Source organism: Rhizobium albus (assembly GCA_030160035.1).
In the GTDB taxonomy this organism is placed as follows: Bacteria; Pseudomonadota; Alphaproteobacteria; order Rhizobiales; family Rhizobiaceae; genus Georhizobium; species Georhizobium albus.
This window is the reverse complement of record BSNO01000004.1, coordinates 468,648-492,732: the sequence shown is the minus strand read 5'-3', so window position 1 is coordinate 492,732 and position 24,085 is coordinate 468,648. Positions and strand designations below refer to the sequence as shown.

The 24,085-nt window shown below is 63.6% G+C and carries 20 protein-coding genes and 1 other RNA gene; 8 read left to right on the top strand and 13 right to left on the bottom strand.

Going from position 1 to position 24,085, the window contains the following annotated elements:
* The first annotated feature begins 27 nt into the window (after nucleotides 1-27).
* Nucleotides 28-402 (top strand): septal ring lytic transglycosylase RlpA family protein, encoded by a 375-nt coding sequence (locus QQL76_RS17620; RefSeq protein ID WP_499208757.1) that lies wholly within the window; start codon nucleotides 28-30, stop codon nucleotides 400-402.
* Between the two features lie 15 nt (nucleotides 403-417).
* On the opposite strand, the gene QQL76_RS17615 is transcribed toward QQL76_RS17620, so the two are convergent.
* From QQL76_RS17615 to QQL76_RS17585, 7 genes are all read right to left on the bottom strand, one after another.
* Nucleotides 418-1,920: a globin-coupled sensor protein gene (locus tag QQL76_RS17615; protein WP_499208756.1), complete on the bottom strand. Its 1,503-nt coding sequence runs from the start codon at nucleotides 1,918-1,920 to the stop codon at nucleotides 418-420.
* Between the two features lie 185 nt (nucleotides 1,921-2,105).
* A complete protein-coding gene (locus QQL76_RS17610; protein ID WP_499208755.1) occupies nucleotides 2,106-3,761 on the bottom strand; it encodes an ABC transporter ATP-binding protein in 1,656 nt (551 codons plus the stop codon).
* Nucleotides 3,761-4,615 (bottom strand): ABC transporter permease, encoded by an 855-nt coding sequence (locus tag QQL76_RS17605; RefSeq protein ID WP_499208754.1) that lies wholly within the window; start codon nucleotides 4,613-4,615, stop codon nucleotides 3,761-3,763. The genes QQL76_RS17610 and QQL76_RS17605 overlap by 1 nt, the downstream gene beginning before the upstream one ends.
* Nucleotides 4,612-5,562 carry an ABC transporter permease gene (locus QQL76_RS17600; protein WP_499208753.1) on the bottom strand — a complete coding sequence of 317 codons (951 nt, stop codon included), beginning with the start codon at nucleotides 5,560-5,562 and terminating at the stop codon, nucleotides 4,612-4,614. The genes QQL76_RS17605 and QQL76_RS17600 overlap by 4 nt, the downstream gene beginning before the upstream one ends.
* 87 nt (nucleotides 5,563-5,649) lie before the next feature.
* Complete coding sequence (locus QQL76_RS17595) at nucleotides 5,650-7,134, bottom strand: ABC transporter substrate-binding protein (protein ID WP_499208752.1); 1,485 nt, start codon at nucleotides 7,132-7,134, stop codon at nucleotides 5,650-5,652.
* A 40-nt stretch (nucleotides 7,135-7,174) separates the two neighbouring features.
* The gene (locus tag QQL76_RS17590; RefSeq protein WP_499208751.1) at nucleotides 7,175-8,488 is read right to left on the bottom strand and encodes an acetylornithine deacetylase/succinyl-diaminopimelate desuccinylase family protein; all 1,314 of its coding nucleotides are present in this window, start codon (nucleotides 8,486-8,488) and stop codon (nucleotides 7,175-7,177) included.
* A 69-nt stretch (nucleotides 8,489-8,557) separates the two neighbouring features.
* Complete coding sequence (locus QQL76_RS17585) at nucleotides 8,558-9,796, bottom strand: lytic murein transglycosylase (protein ID WP_499208750.1); 1,239 nt, start codon at nucleotides 9,794-9,796, stop codon at nucleotides 8,558-8,560.
* 174 nt (nucleotides 9,797-9,970) lie between these two features.
* Here QQL76_RS17585 and QQL76_RS17580 point away from each other — a divergent pair, with 174 nt between their 5' ends.
* Nucleotides 9,971-10,651 carry a DUF1236 domain-containing protein gene (locus QQL76_RS17580; protein WP_404863116.1) on the top strand — a complete coding sequence of 227 codons (681 nt, stop codon included), beginning with the start codon at nucleotides 9,971-9,973 and terminating at the stop codon, nucleotides 10,649-10,651.
* 75 nt (nucleotides 10,652-10,726) lie between these two features.
* Here QQL76_RS17580 and recR read toward each other — a convergent pair whose 3' ends face one another.
* From recR to ffs, 4 genes are all read right to left on the bottom strand, one after another.
* Nucleotides 10,727-11,332, bottom strand: a complete 606-nt coding sequence (recR, locus tag QQL76_RS17575) for a recombination mediator RecR (protein WP_499208749.1) — start codon at nucleotides 11,330-11,332, stop codon at nucleotides 10,727-10,729.
* Nucleotides 11,333-11,391: 59 nt separating this feature from the next.
* On the bottom strand, nucleotides 11,392-11,715 hold the full coding sequence (locus QQL76_RS17570) for a YbaB/EbfC family nucleoid-associated protein (protein WP_499208748.1): 324 nt from the start codon (nucleotides 11,713-11,715) through the stop codon (nucleotides 11,392-11,394).
* A gap of 43 nt (nucleotides 11,716-11,758) precedes the next feature.
* On the bottom strand, nucleotides 11,759-13,690 hold the full coding sequence (locus QQL76_RS17565) for a DNA polymerase III subunit gamma/tau (RefSeq protein ID WP_499208747.1): 1,932 nt from the start codon (nucleotides 13,688-13,690) through the stop codon (nucleotides 11,759-11,761).
* A gap of 183 nt (nucleotides 13,691-13,873) precedes the next feature.
* Nucleotides 13,874-13,971, bottom strand: an RNA gene (ffs, locus tag QQL76_RS17560) — signal recognition particle sRNA small type.
* Between the two features lie 103 nt (nucleotides 13,972-14,074).
* Here ffs and QQL76_RS17555 point away from each other — a divergent pair.
* Together QQL76_RS17555 and nudC are read left to right on the top strand one after the other, a co-directional pair.
* Nucleotides 14,075-14,479 (top strand): HIT domain-containing protein, encoded by a 405-nt coding sequence (locus tag QQL76_RS17555; protein WP_126006931.1) that lies wholly within the window; start codon nucleotides 14,075-14,077, stop codon nucleotides 14,477-14,479.
* A gap of 8 nt (nucleotides 14,480-14,487) precedes the next feature.
* The gene (nudC, locus tag QQL76_RS17550; protein ID WP_499208746.1) at nucleotides 14,488-15,441 is read left to right on the top strand and encodes an NAD(+) diphosphatase; all 954 of its coding nucleotides are present in this window, start codon (nucleotides 14,488-14,490) and stop codon (nucleotides 15,439-15,441) included.
* A gap of 24 nt (nucleotides 15,442-15,465) precedes the next feature.
* Here the strand turns inward: nudC and QQL76_RS17545 are convergent, their stop codons facing one another.
* The gene (locus QQL76_RS17545; protein WP_499208745.1) at nucleotides 15,466-16,365 is read right to left on the bottom strand and encodes a prephenate dehydratase; all 900 of its coding nucleotides are present in this window, start codon (nucleotides 16,363-16,365) and stop codon (nucleotides 15,466-15,468) included.
* A gap of 12 nt (nucleotides 16,366-16,377) precedes the next feature.
* A complete protein-coding gene (locus tag QQL76_RS17540; RefSeq protein WP_499208744.1) occupies nucleotides 16,378-17,127 on the bottom strand; it encodes a 3-deoxy-manno-octulosonate cytidylyltransferase in 750 nt (249 codons plus the stop codon).
* Between the two features lie 151 nt (nucleotides 17,128-17,278).
* On the opposite strand from QQL76_RS17540, the gene QQL76_RS17535 reads away from it, so the two are divergent.
* The 4 genes from QQL76_RS17535 to QQL76_RS17520 all read left to right on the top strand — a co-directional run bounded on the left by QQL76_RS17535 (nucleotide 17,279) and on the right by QQL76_RS17520 (nucleotide 24,037).
* A complete protein-coding gene (locus QQL76_RS17535; protein WP_499208743.1) occupies nucleotides 17,279-18,931 on the top strand; it encodes a c-type cytochrome in 1,653 nt (550 codons plus the stop codon).
* A 251-nt stretch (nucleotides 18,932-19,182) separates the two neighbouring features.
* Nucleotides 19,183-20,994, top strand: coding sequence for an extracellular solute-binding protein (locus tag QQL76_RS17530; RefSeq protein WP_499208967.1), 1,812 nt, complete (start codon nucleotides 19,183-19,185; stop codon nucleotides 20,992-20,994).
* A 4-nt stretch (nucleotides 20,995-20,998) separates the two neighbouring features.
* On the top strand, nucleotides 20,999-22,891 hold the full coding sequence (locus QQL76_RS17525) for an extracellular solute-binding protein (protein ID WP_499208742.1): 1,893 nt from the start codon (nucleotides 20,999-21,001) through the stop codon (nucleotides 22,889-22,891).
* Between the two features lie 42 nt (nucleotides 22,892-22,933).
* Nucleotides 22,934-24,037, top strand: a complete 1,104-nt coding sequence (locus QQL76_RS17520) for a microcin C ABC transporter permease YejB (RefSeq protein WP_499208741.1) — start codon at nucleotides 22,934-22,936, stop codon at nucleotides 24,035-24,037.
* Nucleotides 24,038-24,085: the final 48 nt, after the last annotated feature.

The window sequence follows — 24,085 nt, the reverse complement described above, 5'->3', positions numbered from 1 at the left end:
TCGCAAGGGTCAACGGGGTAATTGTTTATGAAATATCTAAAGGTTTCGGCCGCAGCAGCCGCTATCGCTGCGTTCGCACCCATTCTGCCGCCATCTTCGGGGAATGTCGCACAGGCCCAGGAACAATGCGGGCGCGCTTCATGGTACGCGCTCACATCCATGACCGCTTCGGGCGAACAGATGGATCCGGGCAAGTTGACCGCCGCCCACCGCAATCTGCGCTTCGGCACCAAGGTCCGCGTGATCAATCAGAACAACGGCCGTTCGGTCGTGGTGCGCATCAACGACCGCGGTCCCTTCATCAAGAACCGGGTCATCGACGTATCCCGCGCGGCTGCCAGCGAACTTGGCTTCGTCAGCGCCGGCGTCACCAGCATTTGCTACCAGATCATCAGCAGCTGATATCGCCTACCGTGGTCAGGCCGCGAAGGAGCGAGGTCGACGGCTTGCTGCCACCTGCTCGCGGGCGGCTTCGATGCGGAACTGGGCCATCTGCTCGGTGAGGCGCACAGCCTCGCCTCTCAGCGCGTGGGTTTCGGCCGTCGTTTCTTCCACCATGGCGGCGTTGCGCTGCGTGATCTCGTCCATTTGGTTGATGGCGCTGTTGACCTCGGCCAGGCCGGTCGACTGTTCGCGCGCAGCAGAAGCGATCCCCGTCACCAGCGCATTGATGTCTGAGACGCGATGAATGATCGAATTCAGGGCTTCTCCTGTGGAATCCACCAGCGTCACGCCGGAGCGCACCTGCTCGGACGAGATGGTGATCAAGCCCTTGATCTCCTTGGCCGCGGCGGCGCAACGCTGAGCCAGCTCACGCACTTCCTGTGCGACGACCGCGAAGCCACGGCCCGCGTCACCGGCGCGTGCTGCCTCGACGCCTGCGTTCAATGCCAGGAGATTGGTCTGGAACGCGATCTCGTCGATCACGACGATGATCTTGGCGATCTCGTCCGACGAGGTCTCGATGGCCCCCATGGCGCCCACCGCCTTGGCGACGACCTCGCCTGAGCGATCCGCTTCTTCCTTGGCCTTGTCCACGACGTGAGCAGCCTTTTGGGCGCTGGCCGCCGTCACTTTGACGCTCTCCGTCAATTGATGAAGCGCAGCGGAGCTTTCCTCCAGGCTCGCTGCCTGCTGTTCGGTGCGATGCGACAGATCGTCGGCGGCCTGGGCAATACTGTCGGCGCCGATCAAGATCTGATCGGCTGCCCCGCGCGCATCCGATATCGTGCCTTTCAGAGACTGGACCGCGTTGTTGTAATCGCTCGCCATCCCGCGGAAATTCTCCGGCAGATCACTGGGCATGCGGCTTTGCAGATCGCCTTCCGCCAGCGCCTGCAGCGCACGGCCGAATGCCGCCATGGCGACTGACTGATCCTCTTCCGTCTTGAGCCGCGCCTCTTCGGCTGCCTTGCGCTCGTTGGCGAGCGTTTCGAGATAGACCGAGATGGCATAGTCCATGTCGAGGAGCGCGGCTTTCACCACGACGGCGATGTCGGCTGCAAGCGGCGCGCGACCGGATCGGCCAAATCGCGATGGCCAGCGTTCCCGCACGATGCTGGCGATCAGATCCTCGATGACGAGCGCATAGCCGCCGATGTACCAGCGGGGCTCCAGTCCCAGTCTGGCATGCGCACGGCCCACCTTGTTGACGCCGTCCACATAGGACGCGTCATATTCGGCCTTCGCGATCACATCCCAATGGCTTTCCTGCCGCGCCTTCGCACCCTTCATCTGGCCTTCGTTGGAGAAGAACTGGCTGGTCTGCGGGGTGGCGCGAACCTTGTCGTAGAATTTTGCCATCGCGTCGCCGATCACTGCGGCGATGATCGGCTGCAGGCTCCGCATCCGATCGCGTGCGGCCTTGTCGATGCCAATGAAGTCCAAGCGCTCGTTGAGCGCGTCCGTGCCCTGTGCCATGCGGCATCCCCGAAACGACTGCGATGAGAAGACATATCGGACAGCCGATGGTGATTTCGCCGGCATCATGCACGCGGCGGGCCCCGAACCCAACCGCTGAAATCCACCCGCATAGGATGTAGTTCAGGTATTGCCGAAAACTTAATGAACATCGGCAGGAAGTAGCCCGAACCGCGGTTTTCTCGTTATACCAAAGACAGTTGGGAAATTTGATCCAGATCAACACCTCGCGCTAAAAGTGCAGAACCGAGATCAGGCGCAGCCGCTAACAGCTCCGCCGTGTAGGGGTGCTTGGGCGACGCAAACACGTCGCTGGTCGGCCCTTCTTCCACGATCCGGCCGTCCCGCATCACCATCAGCCGGTCGGTGATCGCGCGCACGACGGAGAGATCGTGCGAGATAAACAGGTAGGACACCGATAGCCGGCTGGAGAGATCGGCAAGCAAATCGAGGATCTGGGCGCGGATCGAGACGTCGAGTGCGGAAACCGCCTCGTCCAGGATGACCAGCTTCGGCTCGACGATCAGCGCGCGGGCGATCGCAATGCGTTGGCGCTGACCGCCCGAAAATTCGTGAATGAAGCGCTTGCCCACATCGGCCGCCAGACCCACCGCCTCCAGCACGGCACCGACCTTGCGGCGTCTTTCGAGATCGGACGGCCTCTCGTTCAGAAGGTGCAGGGGCTCGGCGACCAGCCGATCCACGCGATGGCGTGGATTGAACGAGCCATAGGGGTCCTGGAACACCACCTGGATCAGCCGGCGCTGATCGGCCGCGGGCGGCTTGCCGGGTTGTGCGAAAGGTTTGCCACGCAGCGTGATCTGCCCACCTTGCACCACTTCCAGACCGAGCAGCGCACGTGCCAGCGTCGACTTTCCGCAGCCCGACTCGCCGACCAATCCGACATTCTCGCCCGGGAACATGGCGAAGCTGACATCGTCGACGGCGCGCACGGTCCTGGCTTTGCCGGAGAACAGGCTATTCGGCCGGTAGTCGCGCACCAGATTGTCGACCTTCAGCAGCGGGATGTCGCCCTGCTGCGGCACATAGGCCCGCCTTTTCGGGACATGGCGCGAGGCAGCGAAAAGGCGCTGCGTATAGGGGTGCTGGGTGTGCTGAAAGAGGTCTGTCGTCTCCGCGCATTCGACGATCCGACCCGCCTCCATCACGCCGATCCTATCCGCCATGTCGGCGACGACCGCGAGATCATGGGTGATCAGCATGAGGCCGATACCGTCTTCGACCACAAGCGTCTTCAGGAGCTGAAGTATCTGCGCCTGCGTCGTCACGTCGAGCGCGGTCGTCGGCTCGTCCGCGATCAGGAGCTTGGGCTTCAGCGCGACGGCAATGGCGATGCCGACACGCTGGCGCTGGCCGCCGGAGAGTTCATGCGGATAGCGGTCGAGCGGGAAGCGATCGCCCGGCAGCCCCACGCGCGCCAGCGTCTCGCGCGCGGTGTCGAGCGCGTCCTTGCGGCTTCGATCGGTGTGGATGCGGATCGTTTCTGCTACCTGCTGGCCGATCGTATGCAGCGGATTGAGCGCCGTCATCGGCTCCTGGAAGATCATGCCGATCTCGTTGCCGCGCAGATGGCACATCGTGTCTTCCGGCAACCCGATAAGCTCACGCCCGGCCAGCTTGATGCTGCCCGTGAGGCGGGCGCCTGCCGGAAGGAGGCGCATGGCGCTCATCGCTGTCAAGGATTTGCCCGACCCGGATTCGCCGACGAGGCCGAAGATCGATCCGTGCGGGATGTCGAAGCCAACCTCTTCGAGGATGGGCGTGCCGCCGATCGAAAGGCTCAGGTCGTGGACGGCAAGGATGGGTGCACTGCCGCTCATCAGCGCCTCACCGCTTCCATGCGCGGGTCGGTGAGATCGCGCAGGCCGTCGCCAAGCAGGTTGAGGCCGAGCACGGTCAGCACGATCGCCAGCCCCGGGATCAGGGCCAGCTGCGGCGCCAGCGCGATCATCGTCTGGGAATCGGCAAGCATCCGGCCCCAGCTGGCGAGCGGCGGCTGCGCACCGAGGCCGACATAGGAAAGGCCCGCTTCGGCCAGGATTCCGAGCGAGAACTGGATCGTCGCCTGGACGATCAGCAGGTTCGCGATGTTGGGCAGAATGTGCTCGTAAGAGATGCGGACGGCGCCCTTGCCGGCGACCCGTGCCGCCATGATGAAGTCCCGCGTCCAGAGCGACAACGCCCCCGCCCGCGACAGGCGCGCGAAGACCGGGATGTTGAAGATGCCTATCGCGACAATGGCGTTGACTGCCCCCGGACCGAAGACGGCGGTGATCATAATGGCCAGCAACAGAGCCGGAAAGGCGAAGACCAGATCGTTGAACCGCATGATGAGTTCGTCGATCCATCCACCGCGCCGCGCCGCTGCCCAGAGGCCGAGCGGCACCCCGATGACCATGCCGACGCCGACTGCAATTAGCGCCACCGCGATCGATGTTCGGGCGCCCACCATGATCATCGACAGGAGGTCACGCCCGTAGTGATCGGTTCCGAGCCAGTTTTGTGGCGACGGCGGTAGAAGACGCGCCGAAACGTTCAGCCGCGCGATATCGGCGGGTGTCCAGAAGAGCGAAACGAGCGCCAGGCCGACGAAGATCGCGGTCAGGATGGCGCCAAGGAGGAACGACGGATTGCGCAGGTACCGCCGCGGCCGGTGAGAATACGCCCCGCTCATACCGTGCCCCGTCGCAGACGCGGATCGATGAAGGCATAGGCGATATCGACCAGGAAGGTAACGAGCGTGACGGCGAAGACCAGCAGGATCACCACGCTCTGCACCACGATCAGGTCACGCTGGGTGATGCCCTGGAACACCAGCCGGCCCAACCCCGGCAGGAAGAACACGTTCTCGATGATGATGGCGCCCGCCAGGAGAAACGAGAACTGCAGGCCGATGATCGTCAGCACCGGGATCAATGCATTCCTGAAGGCGTGCCGCCTGAGTGCCTGGCCGCGCGACAGCCCCTTCGCGCGCGCGGTGCGGATATAATCCTCACCCAGCGTGTCCAGCAGCGCGGAACGGAGAACCCGGGCAAGGATCGACGCCTGCGGCAGCGCCAGCGCGATCGCTGGCAAGGTGAGCGCCTTCATGGCCGGCACGAAACCCGCGTCCCAACCGGGGAAACCACCGGCGGAAAACCAGCGCAGGGTGACGGAGAACAAAAGCACCAGAAGCATCGCGAACCAGAAGTTTGGCACCGCGATGCCGATCTGCGACAGCCCCATCACCGAGATGTCGCCTGCCTTGTTGTGCCGCTGAGCCGCAAACAGCGCCGCCGGAATGGCAATGACGACGGACAGCAAAAGCGCGAGGAAGGCGAGCGGGAGCGACAGCCCGATGCGGTCGAGGATCAATTGCGAGACCGAAACGCGGTAGGTGTAGGACTGGCCGAAATCGCCGATCACCAGACCGCCGACCCATTCCAGATAGCGCACGAGCAGCGGCCGATCGAGACCGAGTTCAGCCCGCAGCGCTGCGAGCGCCGCCGGGTCGGCATTCATGCCCATCATGAACTGGGCCGGATCGCCGGGCACGACACTCATCAGGAGGAAGATGACGATGCTCGCGGCGACCATCGTCAGGGCGAGGACCAGAAGGCGGCGCGCGAGATATCTCAGCATGCGTGCCTGCCTCGAGGCCGCGCAACCCCCAGCGCCAACCAGCCGTTAAAGGCAACGCCCGTCATGTTCGGCCCTCGGCGTTGTGCGTTACTCCTCCCAGTAGACGCCGGTCATATCGTTTGCCTGGGTCGGCGCATTTTCCCAGAGGCCCTTCAGCCGAGCGTCGGCGACGCCGGTCTTCGGCAGCTGGAACAGGAAGGCGTTCACGTAGTCGTCGGCGATCTGCTGCTGAGCCCGCTTGAGGATCTCGTTTCTAGCCGCCTCATCTGAGGTTTCATCCAGCTCCGCCATGATCGCTTTGAATTGATCGCTTTGGTAGCGGAAATAATAGTCGTCGCGGGCGTAGATGTTGATGTCCAGCGGCTCGGTGTGGGAGACGATCGTCAGGTCGAAATCGGCATTGGTGAAGACCTGCTCCAGCCATTGCGCCCATTCCAGCGTGACGATCTCCGCATTGATGCCAACCTCGCGCAGTTGGGAAGCGACGATCTCGCCGCCGCGGCGGGCGTAGGACGGCGGTGGCAACTTCAGCGTCACGCTGATGCCATCGGACAGGCCCGCCTCTTCCAGAAGCGTGCGCGAGCGCTCCGGGTCGTAATTCGATTGCTCCGTCAGGTCGAGGTAAGCGGGATGATGCGGCGCGAAGTGGCTGCCGATCGGCGTGCCGTAGCCGAAGAGCGCGCCGTCGATCAGCGCCTGCCGGTCTATCGCATGGGCGATCGCCTCGCGCACGCGCACATCGTCGAAGGGCGCCTTGGAATTGTTGATGCCGAGAACCGTCTCGCCTTCCGTCGACCCGATGATCACGGCAAAGCGCGGATCGGCCTCGAACTGCACCAGATTTTCAGGCGCCGGGAAATTAGGAAAGGCATCTATATCGCCGGCCATCATCGCCGCAAAGGCAGCGGTCGGATCGGCAATGAACTTGAAGGTGACGGTTTCGAGCGCCGGAGGCTCGCCCCAATAGGTGTCGGACCGGGCAAGCGTGACGCTGTCGCCCTGCACCCAGTTTTCGAAGCGGAACGGCCCGGTGCCGACTGGATTGGTCGCGTTCGAACCGGCACTTTCCTCCGCGACGATCACCGCATCGCCCCAGGCCATGTTGAACAGAAACGAGCCATTCGGCTCGCTGAGCGTCACCTCGACCGTCGCCGGATCGATCGCCTCGACGCTGGCGATGTCCTCGAACAGCACCTTTTGCGCGTTGGTCGACTCCTCGGCCATGGCGCGCGTCAGCGAGAAGACGACGTCTTCCGCATCGAAGGCCGAACCGTCATGAAAGGTGACATCGTCGGCTAGCGTAAATGTGTAGGTGAGGCCGTCGTCCGAGATCGACCATTCGCGCGCGAGCGCCGGAACGATCGTGCCATCGGCGGCAAAGCGCGTCAGACCCTCGAACACATTCGCGTAGACCACCTCGTCGATCGCAGCCGCGGCGCCTGCGGTCGGATCGAGGTTCGGTGGCTCCAGTTGCATGCCGATCGTCGCGCCGGTTTCCTGCGCGCCGGCCAGGGCGGTCGATCCGAGAAGAAGGGCCGCAGCCGCGGCACCGATGGCAAAACGCTTGCTCATGATCGTCACTCCGTTGATCCCGCCGGCCTTGGCACGGGCGTCATTTTCCAACCTTAGCCGAAGCGGCACCGCCGGCAAGCAGGTCGCCGATCGCTACGGCCATGATGGTCGCGCTTTCCACCATGTCGTCGATGCACACATACTCATCCGGCTGGTGTGCCAAGTCGAGGATGCCGGGTCCGTAGGCGATGCAGTTCTTGAGCTTGCCGATGCGGTCGATATGCTTCTGGTCGTAGGTGCCGGGCGACACGACATAGACCGGCGGACGCTTCAGCACCGTCTCGATGGCATCGGCCACGGCCACGACCACGGGCGCATCGCGCTCGGTCATGGTCGGGCTTACCTGCCAGAGCTCCTTCAAGGCGTAATCGAAATCCTTGCGACCGGCCTTCAGCCCCTCGAGCAGATCGACGATTTCGCCGCGCACCTCTTCGGCATTCTCCTCGATCAGATAGCGCCGGTCGATCACCATGCGGGCCGAATCCGGCACGCAGGCCGACGGGAAGCCGGTGTAATCCGCTTCAGGCTCAGCCTGGCCGCCATGGAGCGAATTGATGTTCATGGTGGAGTTGCGCGCACCGTCCGGCACGACGGGCATGGACGTCGATTTGGCCGCGAGCTTGGGGAAGAGATCGTCCTCCATGGCGCGCATCACCGCCCCCATGTGGCGCACCGCGCAGTCGCCGAGAAACGGCATCGAGCCATGCGCGATCCTGCCCTTGGTCTCGATCTCGGCCCACCAGACCCCGCGGTGCCCGAGGCAGACGCGGTCCTTGTTCAGCGGTTCGGGAATGATGACGTGCTGGACGCGTTCGGGCGAGAAATAGCCTTTTTCGGCAAGCCAGGCGACGCCGCCGTAGCCACCGGTCTCTTCATCGGCCGTGCCGGAAATCTCGATGGCCCCAGCAAAATCCGGGTTCTCGGCGATGAAAGCTTCCGCCGCGATGATTGATGCGGCAAGGCCGCCCTTCATGTCGCAGGCGCCGCGCCCGTAGACGCGCCCGTCCTTGACGACCCCGCCGAAGGGATCGACAGTCCAGCCCTTGCCCGTCTCGACCACGTCCGTATGGGAATTGAAGTGAACGCACTGGCCGGGCACACGGCCTTCTCGTCGAGCGACGATGTTCCAGCGCGGGTAGCGCGTGCTGTCGCCTGGAGTTCCTTCAGCGCGCAGCAACTGCGTTGCAAAGCCCGAGGCGGTCAGTCGCTTGTCCAGATAGTCGCAGATATCGCGATAGTTTTCGCCGGGCGGGTTCAGCGTCGGAATGCGGATGAGGTCCTGGGTCAACGCCACGAGATCGGCACGCATCGTCTCGATCCGACCTGCCAGCCGCTCGGCGTTCCCGTTCCTCATGCTCACCCGCATTCAACCCCCGCATCACGCGGAGGCAGTTGAACCGAGGCAGCCTGCGATTGCAAGAACCTATCGAATGGTCGAAACCAGATCGCGATCGGGGAAGCAGGTCGGCGCGCGTCCGGCCCGGGCCTGCCACTCACCGATCGAACGGCGCGTCTTGAAGCCGGGAAGGCCATCGGCGCCGCCCACGTCATATCCAGCACCCTCGAGCGACCGCTGCATGCTGGCGATATCGGAGCGCAACATCGTGCCGACATTGCCCCAGCTGCCGCGAAAACCGCCGGAGCCATAGGCAATGCGGTCGCCGAGATTGCCAACGAAGAGCGCGTAATTGTCGGAGTTGTTGTATTCCTTGAAGACGTAGAAATTTGGGGTCACGATGAATTCCGGGCCGTGCCGGCCGGCCGGCACGAGCATCATCCCCGCGCCGCGGCGCTCATGCTCGGGAAAGGCATTGCCGGAAATGCGGCGGATGCCCATCTGCTCCCACTCCGCAATCGTCCGCGCACGATCGGGGCCTTCCTGCGCGCAGGAGACGCCATCGGGTATCACCACTTCGAAGCCCCAGTCGCGGCCGCGCTGCCAGCCCTTCTGGGCAAGATAGTTCGCGATCGATGCGAGCGCGTCGGGCACCGAATTCCAGATGTCGCGGCGCCCGTCGCCGTCGAAATCGACCGCATATTCCAGGTAGCTCGACGGCAGAAACTGCGGCTGACCCATGGCGCCGGCCCAGGAGCTCTTCATCGCGGCCGGTGAAATGTCGCCACGCTCGAGGATCTGCAGAGCTGCGATCAGTTCGCGGCGAAAAAGGTCCGGACGCGTGGACATGAAGGCCTTGGTGGCCAGCACCCGAATGGCCGAGTGCGGAATTGCCGCCTGGCCGAAACCGGATTCACGCCCCCAGATCGCAACCAGGAAATGACCGGGAACCCCATAGCGCGCCTCGATCTGCTGCAAGACCGGCTGATAGCGCTGCGCAAGCGAACGGCCACTGGACGCGAGGCCCTGCAGGCTCTGCTCGGAGAAGTAAGCGGCGGGCGAGCGGAATTCCGCCTGTGACTGGCGCCGCTCTGCCGGCGGTGCGCTGCCCGGCGGCACGAGGTCCGGCAGGTCCCAGTCGAGCGACACGCCACTGAATGCTGCTGCGAAGGTTTGGCCCGACACCCCCGCGCGCGCCGCTTCCGCGCGAATGTCGTTTTCCAGAAAGGCGCGGAACCGTACTTCCGTGTCGCCGCGAGACTGGGCCGCAACGGAGGTCGCCAACGCCACTAAGGCGGCGAGTGCCGTCACAAATCTCAGGACCATGTGCTTCCCCCTCGAGCAACCCGAATCATCTTGCACGACCGTAACGAAGCGTGAAGGCGGACTGAAGGCGACAGGGAACGAAGCCGGATGCGGTTCGTTAAAGGCGGCGTAGGGACACAAGAACAAAATCTCGTGAACAACAACAAGAACAACGCCACAAAGGAGTTCCTGATCATGACCACCCGCTTTACGAAAATCGCGTCCGCGACAATCGTCGGCGCCGCTCTTCTGGCATCAGGCGCCGCATTCGCACAAACGACGGCTTCGGCCACCGCCGACCTCAACATTCGTTCGGGCCCTGGCCCGCAGTTCCCGGTCACGGGCGTCATCAACACCGGTGAGCAAGCCACGATCAATGGCTGCCTCGAAGGCTCCAAGTGGTGCCAGGTGTCGGGTGCCGGCGGCGAAGGCTGGGCTTACTCGGACTACCTCACCGCTGACCTCTCGGGCGAAACAGTCGTCGTCACGGAGCGCTACCAGGATGTCGGCGTGCCGGTCACGACCTATGACGAAGGCTCCGCAACCGATGGCGCCGTCATGGGTGGCGCAACCGGCGCAGTCGCTGGCGCCCTTATCGGCGGTCCGATCGGTGCAGTCGTAGGCGGCGTCGCCGGCGCTGCCGCAGCCGGCACGACCGCTGGCGTCATCGATCCGCCGGAAACCGTCACGACCTATGTCACCAGCAATGCTGCCGAGCCTGTCTATCTCGAAGGCGAAGTCGTCGTCGGCGCGCAGGTTCCGGACACGGTGGAACTGCGCGAAGTACCGGACTACGAATATCGCTATGTGAACGTGAACAGCCAGCCGGTTCTCGTCGATCCGGCTAGCCGCCAGATCGTTTATGTCTATCGCTAAGCCGAACTAGCGGTTCTTGCGTCCGAAATGCCGCTGCGGGTTCTCCTGTGGCGGCATTTTTTTGTTCGGAGCTGCCTAGAAGTTGGTGCGCGCACGAAGCGCCGCAGACAATGTGCCTTCGTCGAGATAGTCGAGCTCGCCTCCGACAGGCACTCCGTGCGCGAGCCGGGTAATCTTTACGTCCATTCCGGCAAGGCGATCAGTGATGTAATGCGCGGTCGTCTGACCTTCGACGGTCGCGTTGACGGCCAACACGATCTCGACGATGCCGCCGGCTGCGACCCGCTCGACGAGCCCAGCGATGTTCAGATCATCGGGCCCTACTCCGTCGAGCGGCGACAGCGTTCCGCCGAGCACGTGATAGGCGACGTTCATGGCGCCGGCGCGCTCCAGCGCCCAGAGATCGGCGACATCTTCCACGACGATGATCACGGACTGATCCCGCTGGGGATCCGCGCAGACCGCGCATGGATCGGCGGTATCCACATTGCCGCAGCGCGAGCAGACGCCCACCTTGTCCCGCGCCACCGCCAAAGCATCGGCAAGCGGCGCGAGCAGTGGCTCCTTCTTCTTGATGAGATGCAAGGCCGCACGCCGAGCAGACCGTGGGCCCAAGCCCGGAATACGAGCCAGAAGCTGGATCAAACGTTCGATTTCGGGACCGGTGACGCGTTTTGCCATGGGCCGTTGTCTAGCCGATCACCGGTTTGATGAACAGGCGGTCGAACGGTGTGTCCGGCCTAAAAAGGCAGCTTCATACCGGGCGGGATCGGCAGGCCGGCGGTCAGCTCCTGGGTGCGCTTCTGCAGTTCGGTCTCGGCCTTGCCCTTGGCGTCGTTATGGGCGGCAATGATCAGGTCTTCCAGGACTTCGATCTCCTCTTCCTTGAAGAGGGACGGATCGACCTTCATGCCGAGCATGTGGCCCTTGCCGTTGAGCTTGACGGTCACGAGACCGCCGCCTGCGGTGCCTTCCACCTCAAGCGCTGCAATCTCTTCCTGCAGGCTGCCCATCTTGTCCTGCATTTCCTTCAGCTTGCCCATCATGCCCATGATGTCGCGCATCGTATCGTCTCCATTCTTGCACAGCCGTCACGGACGGCATCTTCTAGTCGTCGCCGGCCTCGTCGGCATCGGGGAGGATATCCCCTTCGGCGGATTGCGGCGCGATCTCCGCATCCGCTTCCCCTTCGGTCGATATGCGGACGTCGGTGATCCGCGCGCCCGGAAAGCGCGCAAGGATCGCGGCGACGTCCGGATCTTCCTTCGCATCCCGCACGAGAAGATTGCGCGCGCCGGTTTCCTGCTCGGCAAGCGTCGCTTCGCCCTCTTCGCGGCTCAGCATCACGATCCAGCGGCGGCCGGTCCATTTCTCCAAAGCGACGCTCAGATCGTTGAGGAAGGTCTTAGGCGCTTCGCCGCCGACAGCCGCCTCGATCCGGCCGGGCTCGATGCGAACCGGGCGTAACGCCGTCCGCAAAAGCACTTTCAGCCTTATGTCCCGGTTCTCGTCGGCAAGCGCCACGATTTCCGCAAGCGTGGTCGGCCCCGTCCAGTCGTCATCGTCGGATTGCTCGGCAGGCGTCGGCTCTGCTGCGGCGTTGCTTATGGGCTCTGGAGCGGATGCTTGCGCAGGCGCCTCTTGCCGCTGTGGCTCAGGCGTCGAGGCCACGGCCCGCAGGATCGCGCCGTTCTGGCGCGGCTGTTGCTGCGGCATGGCGCGCATCTGCGGCTGCGCGACCTGCAATGCCGCCGACGACGACGCGGATGCCCCGCCGCCGCCTGAGGGTCGGGAAGGCGCCGCGTCGGTTGTCCGGCCTTCCGCAGAAGGCTCGTCGGCGCGCTCCAATGCGCGACGCGCGGCATCTTCGGGAGATGGCAGGCTCGCCGCATGGGCAAGCCTGATCAGCACCATTTCCGCTGTCGCATAGGGCCGGTTGGACGCCTCTGTCTCGGTGATGCCTTTCAGCAGCATCTGCCACAGGCGCGACAGGACGGGCACGCCGAGACCAGCGGCAAAATCGGCGCCTCGTGTGCGCTCGGTTTCGGACAGGGAGGGATCGTTGACCGCTTCCGGCACGAATTTCAGCCGCGTGACCAGATGCGTGAAATCGGCAAGGTCGGTCAGCACCACCGGCGGATTGGCGCCGGCTTCGTATTGGCCTGCAAATTCAGACAGTGCCGCAGCGACATCGCCACGCGCGACATGCTCGAACAGATCGACGATGCGGCCGCGATCGGCAAGGCCGAGCATGGAGCGAACGGCTTCCGCTTCGATCCGGCCGCCGCCATGGGCGATCGCCTGATCCATCAGCGACAGGCCATCGCGCGCCGATCCCTCGGCAGCACGGGCGATCATGGCGAGCGCCAGATCTTCCGCCGGTACGTCTTCGGCTTCGGCCACGCGGCGGAAATGATCGACGAGCAGGCCCACATCGATGCGCCGCAGATCGAAGCGCTGGCAACGGGACAGAACCGTGATCGGCACCTTGCGGATTTCGGTCGTCGCAAAAATGAATTTCACATGCGCCGGCGGCTCTTCCAGCGTCTTCAACAGGCCGTTGAAAGCCTGCGTCGACAGCATGTGCACTTCGTCGATGATGTAGACCTTGTAGCGCGCCGAAACCGGCCGATAGCGCACCTGCTCGATGATTTCGCGGATATCGTCGATGCCGGTGTGCGAGGCGGCGTCCATCTCGATCACGTCGACATGGCGGCCTTCGATGATCGCGCGGCAATGTTCGCCGAAGACGCGCAGGTCGATCGACGGTTCATGCACGGTCTCGGTTTCGTAATTCAGTGCGCGCGCCAGGATACGCGCCGTGGTGGTCTTTCCGACACCGCGGACGCCGGTCAGCATATAAGCCTGGGCGATGCGCCCCGACTGGAAGGCGTTGGTGAGGGTCTGCACCATCGGCTGCTGGCCGATGAGATCGTCGAAATCGCGCGGCCGGTATTTGCGGGCGAGTACGCGGTACTCGCCGCCGTTCGCTTCGGCGGACGTGTCCTTGTCCCACATACTGCGCTCGATGCCGCTCATCGGCCGCACTGCGTCCCGTCTGCACGGCGATCGATCGGTGCGGTCATGGCGTCTTCCGTCATCCTCGCTGGGGTGGCCGCCATCTTGGCCCTGCCGAGGCCCGCGCGTCAACGCGGGGGTGCGTTGCCTGGAGCCTCTTGAGCCACATGGTGCCGCAACTGCATGCGCACCAGAGCGGTCAAGGTGGGAGGCTGGCACGATGACCCGTACCGTTCCTCGTTGGGGCTGCTTCCTTCCGGACCTGACCCGGTTGGCGAGTGGTTCGTCCACCACCAACCTCCCGGCCCGGATATCGTTCAAAGGCTTGCCAATTGCAAGGCGGCGCGCGAAAAATGCGGCAAGGCCGTTCGCACATCCGCGCGCGCCGGGCACGGAGTAACGCGTATGGCATCCTTCACGCTCGACGAGCGGCTCGAAAACGACAGCATCGCCATGGCAAGCCTTGGCCTGTGCCAGGTGCGGCTGATGAACGATGCGCGCTGGCCCTGGATCATCCTTGTGCCGCAGCGCGACGGGATGAGCGAACTGCACGACCTCTCACCGCTCGACCAGACGATGCTGACCTTCGAACTCGGCATGGCGGGCAAGGCGCTGAAGGACGCGACGGGCTGTCTCAAGCTGAACATCGGCGCGCTTGGCAACCATGTGCGCCAGCTCCACATGCATGTGATCGCCAGGAACGAGGGCGACGAGGCTTGGCCGGGCCCGGTCTGGGGCGTCGGCACCCGCACCCCTTATGACAAAGAAGACGCCCGCAGCCTCATCGCCTCCATTCTCGCAAAGCTTTGACTGATCCCATGACATCTCTCTTCACCGGAACCGGCGCCGAGCCCAGCGCCCGCGTGGCGTTTGCCGGCAACCGGCTGCAGCGGCTTTCTGAAAAGCGGCCGGCAGGATGCCTCGAGGACGCGCTGTCGGCTCCCAAAACGCGTATCTTCGGCTTCATCGGCGGCAAGCTTCTCCTCGACAACCGGCAAGGCGAGCCGCAGGCGGGTCTCTCGTTGAGCGCCTTCGAGGCGCTGTCGCCCGATCGTTCCAACGCCATTCTGCTCGGCTACGACAAGGGAGTCGCGCAGGTCGCGATGCCGCTCAAGGCCGATGTCGAGGCGCTGCCCGAAGGGCTCGAAGCGCTCGCGCCGCGTGGGCTCTACCTGAAACATCTGCTACCGGACGAGACCGTCGGCATCGTCGCGCAGGGTACGGCGATGGTGAACTGGACGCTTTCGTCGCAATTTTGCGGCGTGTGCGGCGGCCGAACCGTCAGCGAGGCCGGCGGCTACCGCCGTCGCTGCCCCGAAACGGAAGGCGGCTGCGGCACGACGCTTTTTCCGCGCACCGATCCCGTCGTCATCATGCTGGCCATCGACGAAGCCGAGGATCGCTGCCTGCTTGGGCGCAGCCCGCATTTCCCACCGGGCTTCTATTCCTGCCTCGCCGGCTTTCTGGAACCAGGCGAAACCATGGAAGACGCCGTCCGGCGCGAAACCCACGAGGAGTCCGGCATCTCGGTCGGGCAGGTGCGCTATCACGCCAGCCAGCCCTGGCCGATGCCGCATACGATGATGGTCGGCTTCTATGCGCAGGCGCTGTCGATGGACATTGCCATGGACGGTGACGAGCTCGAGGACTGCCGCTGGTTCACGCGGCAGGAGGCCGTGCGCCTTTTAGAGCGAATCGAGGGCGAACTGACAACGGCGCCGGATGGCACCATCGCCAACCGGCTCTTGCGCGACTGGGTGGCGCGGAGCTAAGCCCGACCACTGCCGTTTGCGGCGCTATTTGGCCGTCGGGATCTGCACCTGCTCCAGTTCCTCTTCCGCCATCTGGGTGACGCGGAAAGGGTGTGCAGGGTAGACGCCGAGGATCTTGATCTCGCGCGAGAAGAAGGCGAGTTCCTCCAGCGCGCGGGCAAGATTGTCGTCGTCCGGGTGGCCCTGCACGTCGGCATAAAACTGGCTGGCGAAGAACTTGCCGCCGAGCTGATAGCTCTCGAGCTTCGTCATGTTCACGCCGTTGGTCGCGAAACCGCCCATCGCTTTGTAGAGCGCGGCCGGCAGATTGCGCACCCGGAAGATGAACGTCGTCACCATCAGGTCGTCGCTGGATCCGCGAGGCGCCCACTGGGCTTCGCGCGACAGGACGATGAACCGTGTCACGTTGGTTTCGGTATCCTCGACATTCTCCGCGATGATCTTCAGCCCGTAGAGATCGGCTGCGAGCCTTGGCGCGAAGGCCGCCATGGTGGGATCACCGCGCTCGGCAACGAGCTTTGCCGCACCGGCCGTGTCGCCGGCCACGACAGGCTTCCACTTGTTTTCGCGCACGATCCGGCGGCACTGGCCAAGCGCATGAATGTGGCTGTGCACCGTCTTGATGTCCGCCATGTCGGCGTCGGGCAGGACCATCAGCTGGAAATGGATCGGCATGAAATATTCGCCGACAATGTGCAGCGAGGATTCCGGCAGAAGATGGTGGATATCGGCCACGCGACCGGCGATCGTGTTTTCGATCGGGATCATGGCGAGATCGGCCGTCCCAGCCTCCACAGCGGCGAATGCATCCTCAAAGGTCGCGCAGGGCAGCGGTTCCATGTCTGGAAACATGTCGCGGCACGCCATGTCGGAATTCGCGCCGAATTCGCCCTGGAAGGCGATTTTGCCGGTCATCTCGGTCATTGATTGTCCTTATCAGTCCTTGGCGAGCAGACGCCGCGCCTTTGCAAGATCCGCCGGGGTATCGACGCCAAGCGGAACCGTGTCGACGATCTCGACATCGATGCGCATACCGGCTTCGAGCGCGCGCAACTGCTCGAGCTTTTCGCGCAGTTCCAGCGGCGAGGGTCCGAGCGCCACGAAACGGGTGAGCGCCTCGCGCCGGTAGGCGTAGAGGCCGACATGGTGATAGAGCGGACCATCACCATGGGGTGCCGTCGCGCGGGTGAAATAAAGTGCCCGAAGCCGGTTGGGTGCGATTTCGGTGCCAACGACCTTCACCACATTGGGATTGCTGCGCTCGTCGTCCTCGGTGATCTCGACGGCGAGCGTCGCGATGTCGACGGCTGGATCGTCGAGCGGACGGAGCGCAGCGGCCAAGCTCTCAGGATCGACGGTCGGCAGGTCGCCCTGCAGATTGACGATGCGCTTGATGCGGCCCTCGGGATCGAGCGTCTGCAGCGCCTCGGCGATGCGATCGGACCCCGACTGATGCTGCGTGCCCGTCATGATGAAGCGGAAGCCCGCGGCCTCCACCGCTTCGCGCACGTCATCGGTATCGGCGCAGACGGCGACGGGGCCGATATTCGCTTCCATTGCCCGCATGGCAACCTGCACGATCATCGGTAGCCCGGCGATTGGCGCGAGCGGCTTTCCCGGCAGGCGGGTAGAGGCCATTCGCGCCGGAATGAGCACGATCGTTTCACCAGCGTCTTGTGTCGTCATGATTTCCCAGGCCGGAAAGGGCGAAAAAGTGTCAAAAAGTCTCAGGCGGGCTGCGACAAACAGTGTTGCAAGCCCTGTGCAAAAGACATAGGTTCCGCGCGAATTCAAGAAGGCCCCTGTCGCAAGGGCAGCGGCGCATCGGAGCTACGGAATGAACTCCTCTTATCTGAACATGGCCGCCGGCGCATTTCTCGGCACAGTCTTTGTCGTTATGTCGGTGTCGCTCGTGTCGGATGCGCTGTTTCACGCCGAAGCGCCCGAACAGGAAGGCTTCGTGATCGAAGTTGCCGAGGCCGAGACTGGTGATGGCGGCGGTGCTCCGCAGGCGACGCCGATCGCAAACCTGCTGCAGACGGCCGATGCCGCTGCCGGTGAGGCATCCTTCGCCAAGTGCCAGGCTTGCCATACTGTCGACGAGGGTGGCGCAAACCGCGTCGGACCGAACCTCTGGGGCGTCGTCAACCGTCCGATCGCAAGCCACGAAGGCTTCAGCTACTCGGCCGCAATGACGGAATTCTCCGAAGGCGGCGAAGTGGTCTGGGACTACGAACACCTTGCCGGCTTCCTTGCCGCTCCGCGCAGCTACATTCAGGGCACGGCGATGAGCTTTGCCGGCCTGACGCGCGAAGACGAACTGGCCAACGTCATTGCCTATCTGCGCGAGCTCTCCAACGAGCCGGCACCGCTGCCTGAGCCCGTCGAAGTCGCTGAAGCACCTGCCGCTGAAGGCGGCGAAGGCGAAGCAGCCGCTGCCGAGGGCAGCCCGGCTCTCGCGATGCTTGCCGATGCCGACGCTGCAAACGGCGAATCGATCTTCCGCCGCTGCGCCGCATGCCATAGCGCCGAAGAAGGTGGCGCCAACCGCGTCGGCCCGAACCTGTGGGATGTCGTCGGTAACCCGGTTGCCAACAACGAAGGCTTCTCCTACTCCGCCGGCATGGTCGAATACAGCGAAGGTGGTGCGAAGACTTGGGAATTCGCCAATCTCGACGCCTTCATCCTTGCTCCGCGTGAAGAAGTTCCCGGCACGTCGATGAGCTTCGCCGGTCTCGCCAACGACAGCGACCGCGCCGACCTGCTCGCCTACTTGGCAACCCTGTCCAACGAACCCGTCGCGCTGCCCGCAGCCGGTGGTGAAGCAGCTGCAGCGCCGGCCGAAGGTGAAGAAGCCCCTGCAGAAGAGGCCGCGCCTGCTGAAGGCGAAGAAGCAGCCGCTCCTGCGGAAGAGGCTGCTCCTGCGGACGACGCCGCTCCCGCACAGGATGCCGCGCCAGCCGAAGGCGAAGCCGCTCCCGCCGAAGAAGGCACCGCACCGGCTGCAGAGCCTGCCGAAGAAGCTGCTCCGGCAGAAGACGCCGCTCCCGCTGAGGACGCAACTGAAGCCGCTCCGGCCGAAGACGCAGCTGCACCCGCTGACGAAGAAGCTTCGGCTGCCGGTGGCGCCGTTGCGCTCATCGCCTCCGCTGACGTGGCTCTCGGCGAAGAAGTCTTCCAGGAATGCTCCGCCTGCCATTCGGTCGATGAGGGCGGCGAAGCGATCGTCGGCCCCAATCTCTGGGGCATTGTCAACCGTGACGTCGCCGGCGTCGAAGGCTTCGAATATTCAGAGAACTTCGTGAACTATGGCGGCGAAGGCGCTGTCTGGGACTACGCCCTTCTCGACCAGTTCCTCGCTGCACCGATGGATGAAGTCGAAGGCACTTACATGGCCTATCCGGGCGTCGTGGAAGACGATCGCCGTGCAGCTGTGATCGCGTATCTGCGCACACTGGCCGACACGCCGGCCGAGCTGCCCGCCGAATAAGCGGACGCACGTTCTACAAGTTTCAAGAGCCGGAGCCATCGCTCCGGCTTTTTGATTCCAGCCCCCTGACAAAAAATGATCCTACGACGAGGCTTTGCCTCACGAGCGCGTGACAGTGCACAGCCTGTTCTTTGTCACAATTTTGCTTATTGTCTGGTTGGGCAACGCATGAGGAGACCTGCATGATTGCAGCCTGTGGCAAGACTTCAAGACAGCGCATCGCCGTTGTGGCTCTCGGGGCCGTTTTTCTGATGGCGAATGCTGTTTCCCCCGTCGTCGCACAGGAGGATCCGGCACGGGAGTGGCGCCATGGCGCAGCCCTCATCGGCGAACCAAAATACCCGGCCGATTTCCCGCATTTCGATTATGTGAACCCGGAAGCGCCCAAGGGCGGGACATTGCGGCTTTCGCAGTCTGGCTCCTTCGACACGTTCAACCCGCTGCTTGCGCGCGGTGAACTGGCAACGGGCCTGAACCTTGTCTACGAAACGCTGATGGAGCGTTCCCAGGATGAAGCTTCGGCCGAGTACGGGCTTCTCGCGGAAGCGGTGAGTTATCCCGAAGACTATTCTTCCGTCACGTTCAGGCTGCGCGAAGGTGCGCGTTGGCATGATGGCGAACCGGTGACGACGGATGACGTCGTCTGGAGCTTCGAAAAGGCGGTCGAGCTCGATCCGCAGATGCAGTTCTACTACCAGCATGTCACCGGCGCGGAAGCGACCGGCGAGCGGGAGGTGACGTTCACCTTCGATGAGGCCAACAACCGAGAATTGCCGCAAATCGTGGGTCAGTTGCTCATCCTGCCGAAGCACTGGTGGGAAGGTGAAGGGCCCAACGGCCAGCCGCGCGATATCGGCTCTACCACTCTGGAGCCGCCGCTCGGCTCCGGGCCCTACCGCATTGCCTCCTTCAATCCGGGTGCGGACATCACCTACGAGCGCGTCGAGGACTATTGGGGCGCCGACGTGCCGGCACGGGTCGGCACCAACAATTTCGACCGCATCAGCTACATCTATTTTGCCGACCGCAATGTGGAATTCGAGGCGTTCAAGGCCGGCAATTTCGATTATTGGGAAGAGAATGCAGCCATTCGCTGGGAAACAGGCTACGATTTCCCGGCCGCCAATGACGGCCGCGTCGTGCGCGAGGAACTGGAAAACCCCTATCGCGCCTCCGGCCAGCTCGTCGGCTTTATCCCCAATCTGCGCCGCGAGAAGTTCCAGGACGAACGGGTGCGCCGCGCGCTGAACTATGCCTTCGACTTCGAGGAACTGAACCGCACGATCTTCTTCGGCGCCTACGAGCGGGTGGACAGCTATTTCTTCGGCACGGAACTCGCATCCTCGGGTCTGCCCGAAGGCGAGGAGCTCGACATTCTCGAGCGCGTGCGCGATCAGGTCCCGGCGGAAGTGTTCGAGACGGAGTACACCAACCCGACGGGTGGAAACCCGCAGGCGCAACGCGACAATCTGCGGGAGGCGGTGCGCCTCTTTTCGGAAGCCGGCTACGAAATTCAGAACAATCGCATGGTTCATGTCGAGACGGGGCAGCCTTTCGGCTTCGAGATCATCCTCAACGGCCCGACGATCGAACGCGTCGCCTTGCCCTGGAGCGAAAATCTCCGCCGGATCGGCGTGGCCGTCACTGTGCGCACGGTCGAACCCTCGCAGTACATCAACCGCATCCGTTCCCGCGATTTCGACGTGATCTATGCGGGCTGGGGCCAGTCGCTGTCGCCCGGCAACGAGCAGTGGGAATACTGGGGCGCACGCTCGGCCGAGCGCGAAGGGTCCCAGAACTTCGGCGGCATCGCCGATCCCGGCATCGACGCGCTCATTCGCGAAGTGGTCTTTGCCGACGACCGGGAGACGCTGATCGCCGCAACGCGTGCTCTCGACCGCGTGCTGCTCGCCCATGATTTCGTGGTGCCGACCTACACGGCCCGCGCCGCACGCATCGCCTATTGGGACAAGTTCGCGCGTCCCGAGCTTTTGCCGGAATATTCGATCGGCTTCCCGGAAGTCTGGTGGTCGAAGGATGCAGAAAGCGGCAATGAGGGCTGAGCCGATGGCCCCGTCGCTCCTTCCGCCGGACGCCGCCCGGCGGACCTTTCTGAAAGGGGCGGCTGCAGCGGCCGCAGCGATGGCCCTGCCGATGTCGATCAGCGGTGCTTTCGCGGCCAACCCGACCGGCCGGCGCCTGCACGGGCTCTCGGCCTTCGGCGAACTCAAATACGCTCCGGATTTCGCTCATTTCGACTATGTGACTCCGGACGCCCCGAAGGGTGGCCGGTTCCACATGGCCGTGCCGAACTGGCTCTACAACCAGAACCCGCAGACCTTCAACACGCTGAACACCTTCGTGCTGTCAGGCGACGCGCCGCCGCGCATGGACATGTGTTTCGACACGCTGATGGTTTTGGCGCTCGATGAGCCGGATGCTCTTTACTGCCACGCGGCCGAGTGGGTCGAGATCTCCGAGGATCGCAACACGGCGCGCTTCGGCTTGCGGGACGGCATCCTCTTCCACGACGCGACACCACTTACGGCGGACGATGTCGCCTTCTCGCTGCAGCTGATCAAGGAGAAGGGTCATCCACAGCTTTCGTCCGCGCTCGTCTCGATGACACGGGCGGCGGCGCTTGATGCCCGGACGATCGAGATCGTTTATGACGGCCAGCAGTCCGGCCATGCCCTGCTCGCCCTCGCATCGATCCCCATCCTGTCGCAAATCTATTATTCGGCTAACGAGTTTACGGCATCGTCACTTCACGTGCCCGTATCCTCTGGCCCCTACCGGCCGAGCCGGGTCGAGTCGGGCCGCTTCATCGAGTATGAGCGCGTACCCGATTACTGGGCAGCCGACCTGCCGACGCGCCGGGGTCTCGCGAATTTCGACATCATCCGCATCGAGTTCTATGCCGAGCGGACAGCCGAGTTCGAAGCCTTCAAGAAAGGTGACATTCATTTCAGGCAGGAATCGACCGCGCAGGTCTGGTCGACCGGCTACGACTTTCCGGCCGTTGCCGATGCCCGGGTGCTGAAGCGCGAATTTCCGCGCGAGACACGTCCGGCGATGCAGGCCTGGGCCTTGAACCAGCGCCGCGCGCCCTTCGACGACATCCGGGTACGGGAAGCGATCGGCCTGTGCTTCGATTTCGAATGGACGAACGACAAGCTCTTCTACGGGCTCTATGCCCGCTCGCAGTCGGCCTTCGAGAATTCAGAGTTCAAGGCCGAAGGCTTGCCCGATGCCGCCGAACAGGCGCTGATCGACGGGCTTGAGAACCCGCTCCCCGAGGGCCTGACGGGCGAGCCGCGCCTGCCGCCGGTCTCGGACGGCTCCGGACGCGACCGGCGTCTGCTGCAGCGCGCGGTCGACCTGCTCCGCGAAGCCGGATTTGCTCAGGAGAACGGTCGGCTATCACGCGACGGCAAGCCGATTGCGCTTGAAATCCTCATCCAGGCGTCAGTCTTCGAACGGCTGCATGCGGGATTCATCGAAAACATGCGCCGTATCGGCGTCGATGCGCGGCTCCGGCTCGTCGATTCGGCACAATATACCGCACGCACCAGTGACTACGATTTCGACATGGTGATGATGGCCGTGCAATTCACGGCCACGCCGACGGCCGAATCCTTCGCGACGTTCCTCTCGACGCGCTCGGCGGACATCAAGGGCACCCGGAATCTGCCGGGCATGAAGGATCCGATCTACGACGAACTGCTCGAGCGCCTGGAACGGGTGGAAAGCCGCGACGAACTGGTGACGGTGATGCGCGTGCTCGATCGGGTCTTGCGGGCGCGGCTCGACTGGATTCCAAACTGGTATTCGGCGAATCATCTCGTCGCCCACTGGGACATGTTCGGCTTTGTCGAGCCGAAGCCCGATTATGGGTGGCCGGTGGAACAGCTCTGGTGGTACGACCAGGAAAAGGGTCGGGCAATTGGCAGGACATAGCTCTGCGCGCCTTCACCGGCATTTCAGAGGGAACCGCATCTGATGGGCGCCTATATCGCGCGTCGCCTGCTTTTGATGATCCCGACGATCTTCGGCATCATGGCGATCTCCTTCGCCGTCATCCAGTTCGCCCCGGGCGGGCCGGTTGAGCAGGTCATTGCCGACCTCACCGGTCAGGGCGACGGCCTGTCCGATCGCATCGGCGGCGGCAGCGGCGATCTCGGTGCAGGCCAGGAGTTTTCTGGCGGCGACGGCGGTTCATCGCGCTATCGCGGTGCGCAGGGCCTCGACCCGCAATTCATCGCGCAGCTGGAAGCGCAGTTCGGCTTCGACAAACCACCGCTCGAACGCTTCGCAACGATGATCTGGAACTATCTGCGGTTCGATTTCGGGACGAGTTACTTCCGCGACGTGACCGTCATCGATCTCATCATCGAGAAACTGCCCGTCTCGATCTCGCTCGGGGTCTGGATCCTGCTTCTCTCCTACATCATCTCCATCCCGCTCGGCATCAAGAAGGCCATGGAGGACGGCTCGCGCTTCGATGTGTGGACGTCCGGCATCATCATCGTCGCCTATGCGGTTCCGGGCTTCCTGTTCGGCATTCTCCTCATCGTGCTCTTTGCCGGCGGATCATTCTTCGACTGGTTCCCCTTGCGCGGTCTCGTGTCCGACAATTTCGCCCAGCTCTCCTGGTGGGAGAAGATCATCGACTATTTCTGGCACCTGACGCTGCCGCTTTTGTCTCTCGCGCTCGCCGCCTTTGCCACGACGACGCTCCTGACCAAGAACTCGTTCATCGACGAAATCCGCAAGCAATATGTGACGACGGCGCGGGCCAAGGGTCTGTCGGAGCGCTCCGTGCTCTACAGGCACGTCTTTCGCAACGCGATGCTGATCATCATCGCCGGCTTCCCGGCAGCCTTCATCTCGGCCTTCTTCACCGGATCGCTGCTCATCGAAACAATCTTCTCGCTCGATGGCCTCGGTCGCCTCGGCTTCGAATCCGTCGTGCGGCGCGATTATCCGGTCGTGTTCGCGACGCTCTACATCTTCTCGCTCATGGGGCTCCTGATCGGGCTTCTGTCCGACCTCGTCTACACATGGGTCGACCCGCGGATCGATTTCGAGCGGAGGGATGTCTGACATGACCGTCACTCAGCCCGTTTCACCGACCGAGCGCTCGGCGCCCGC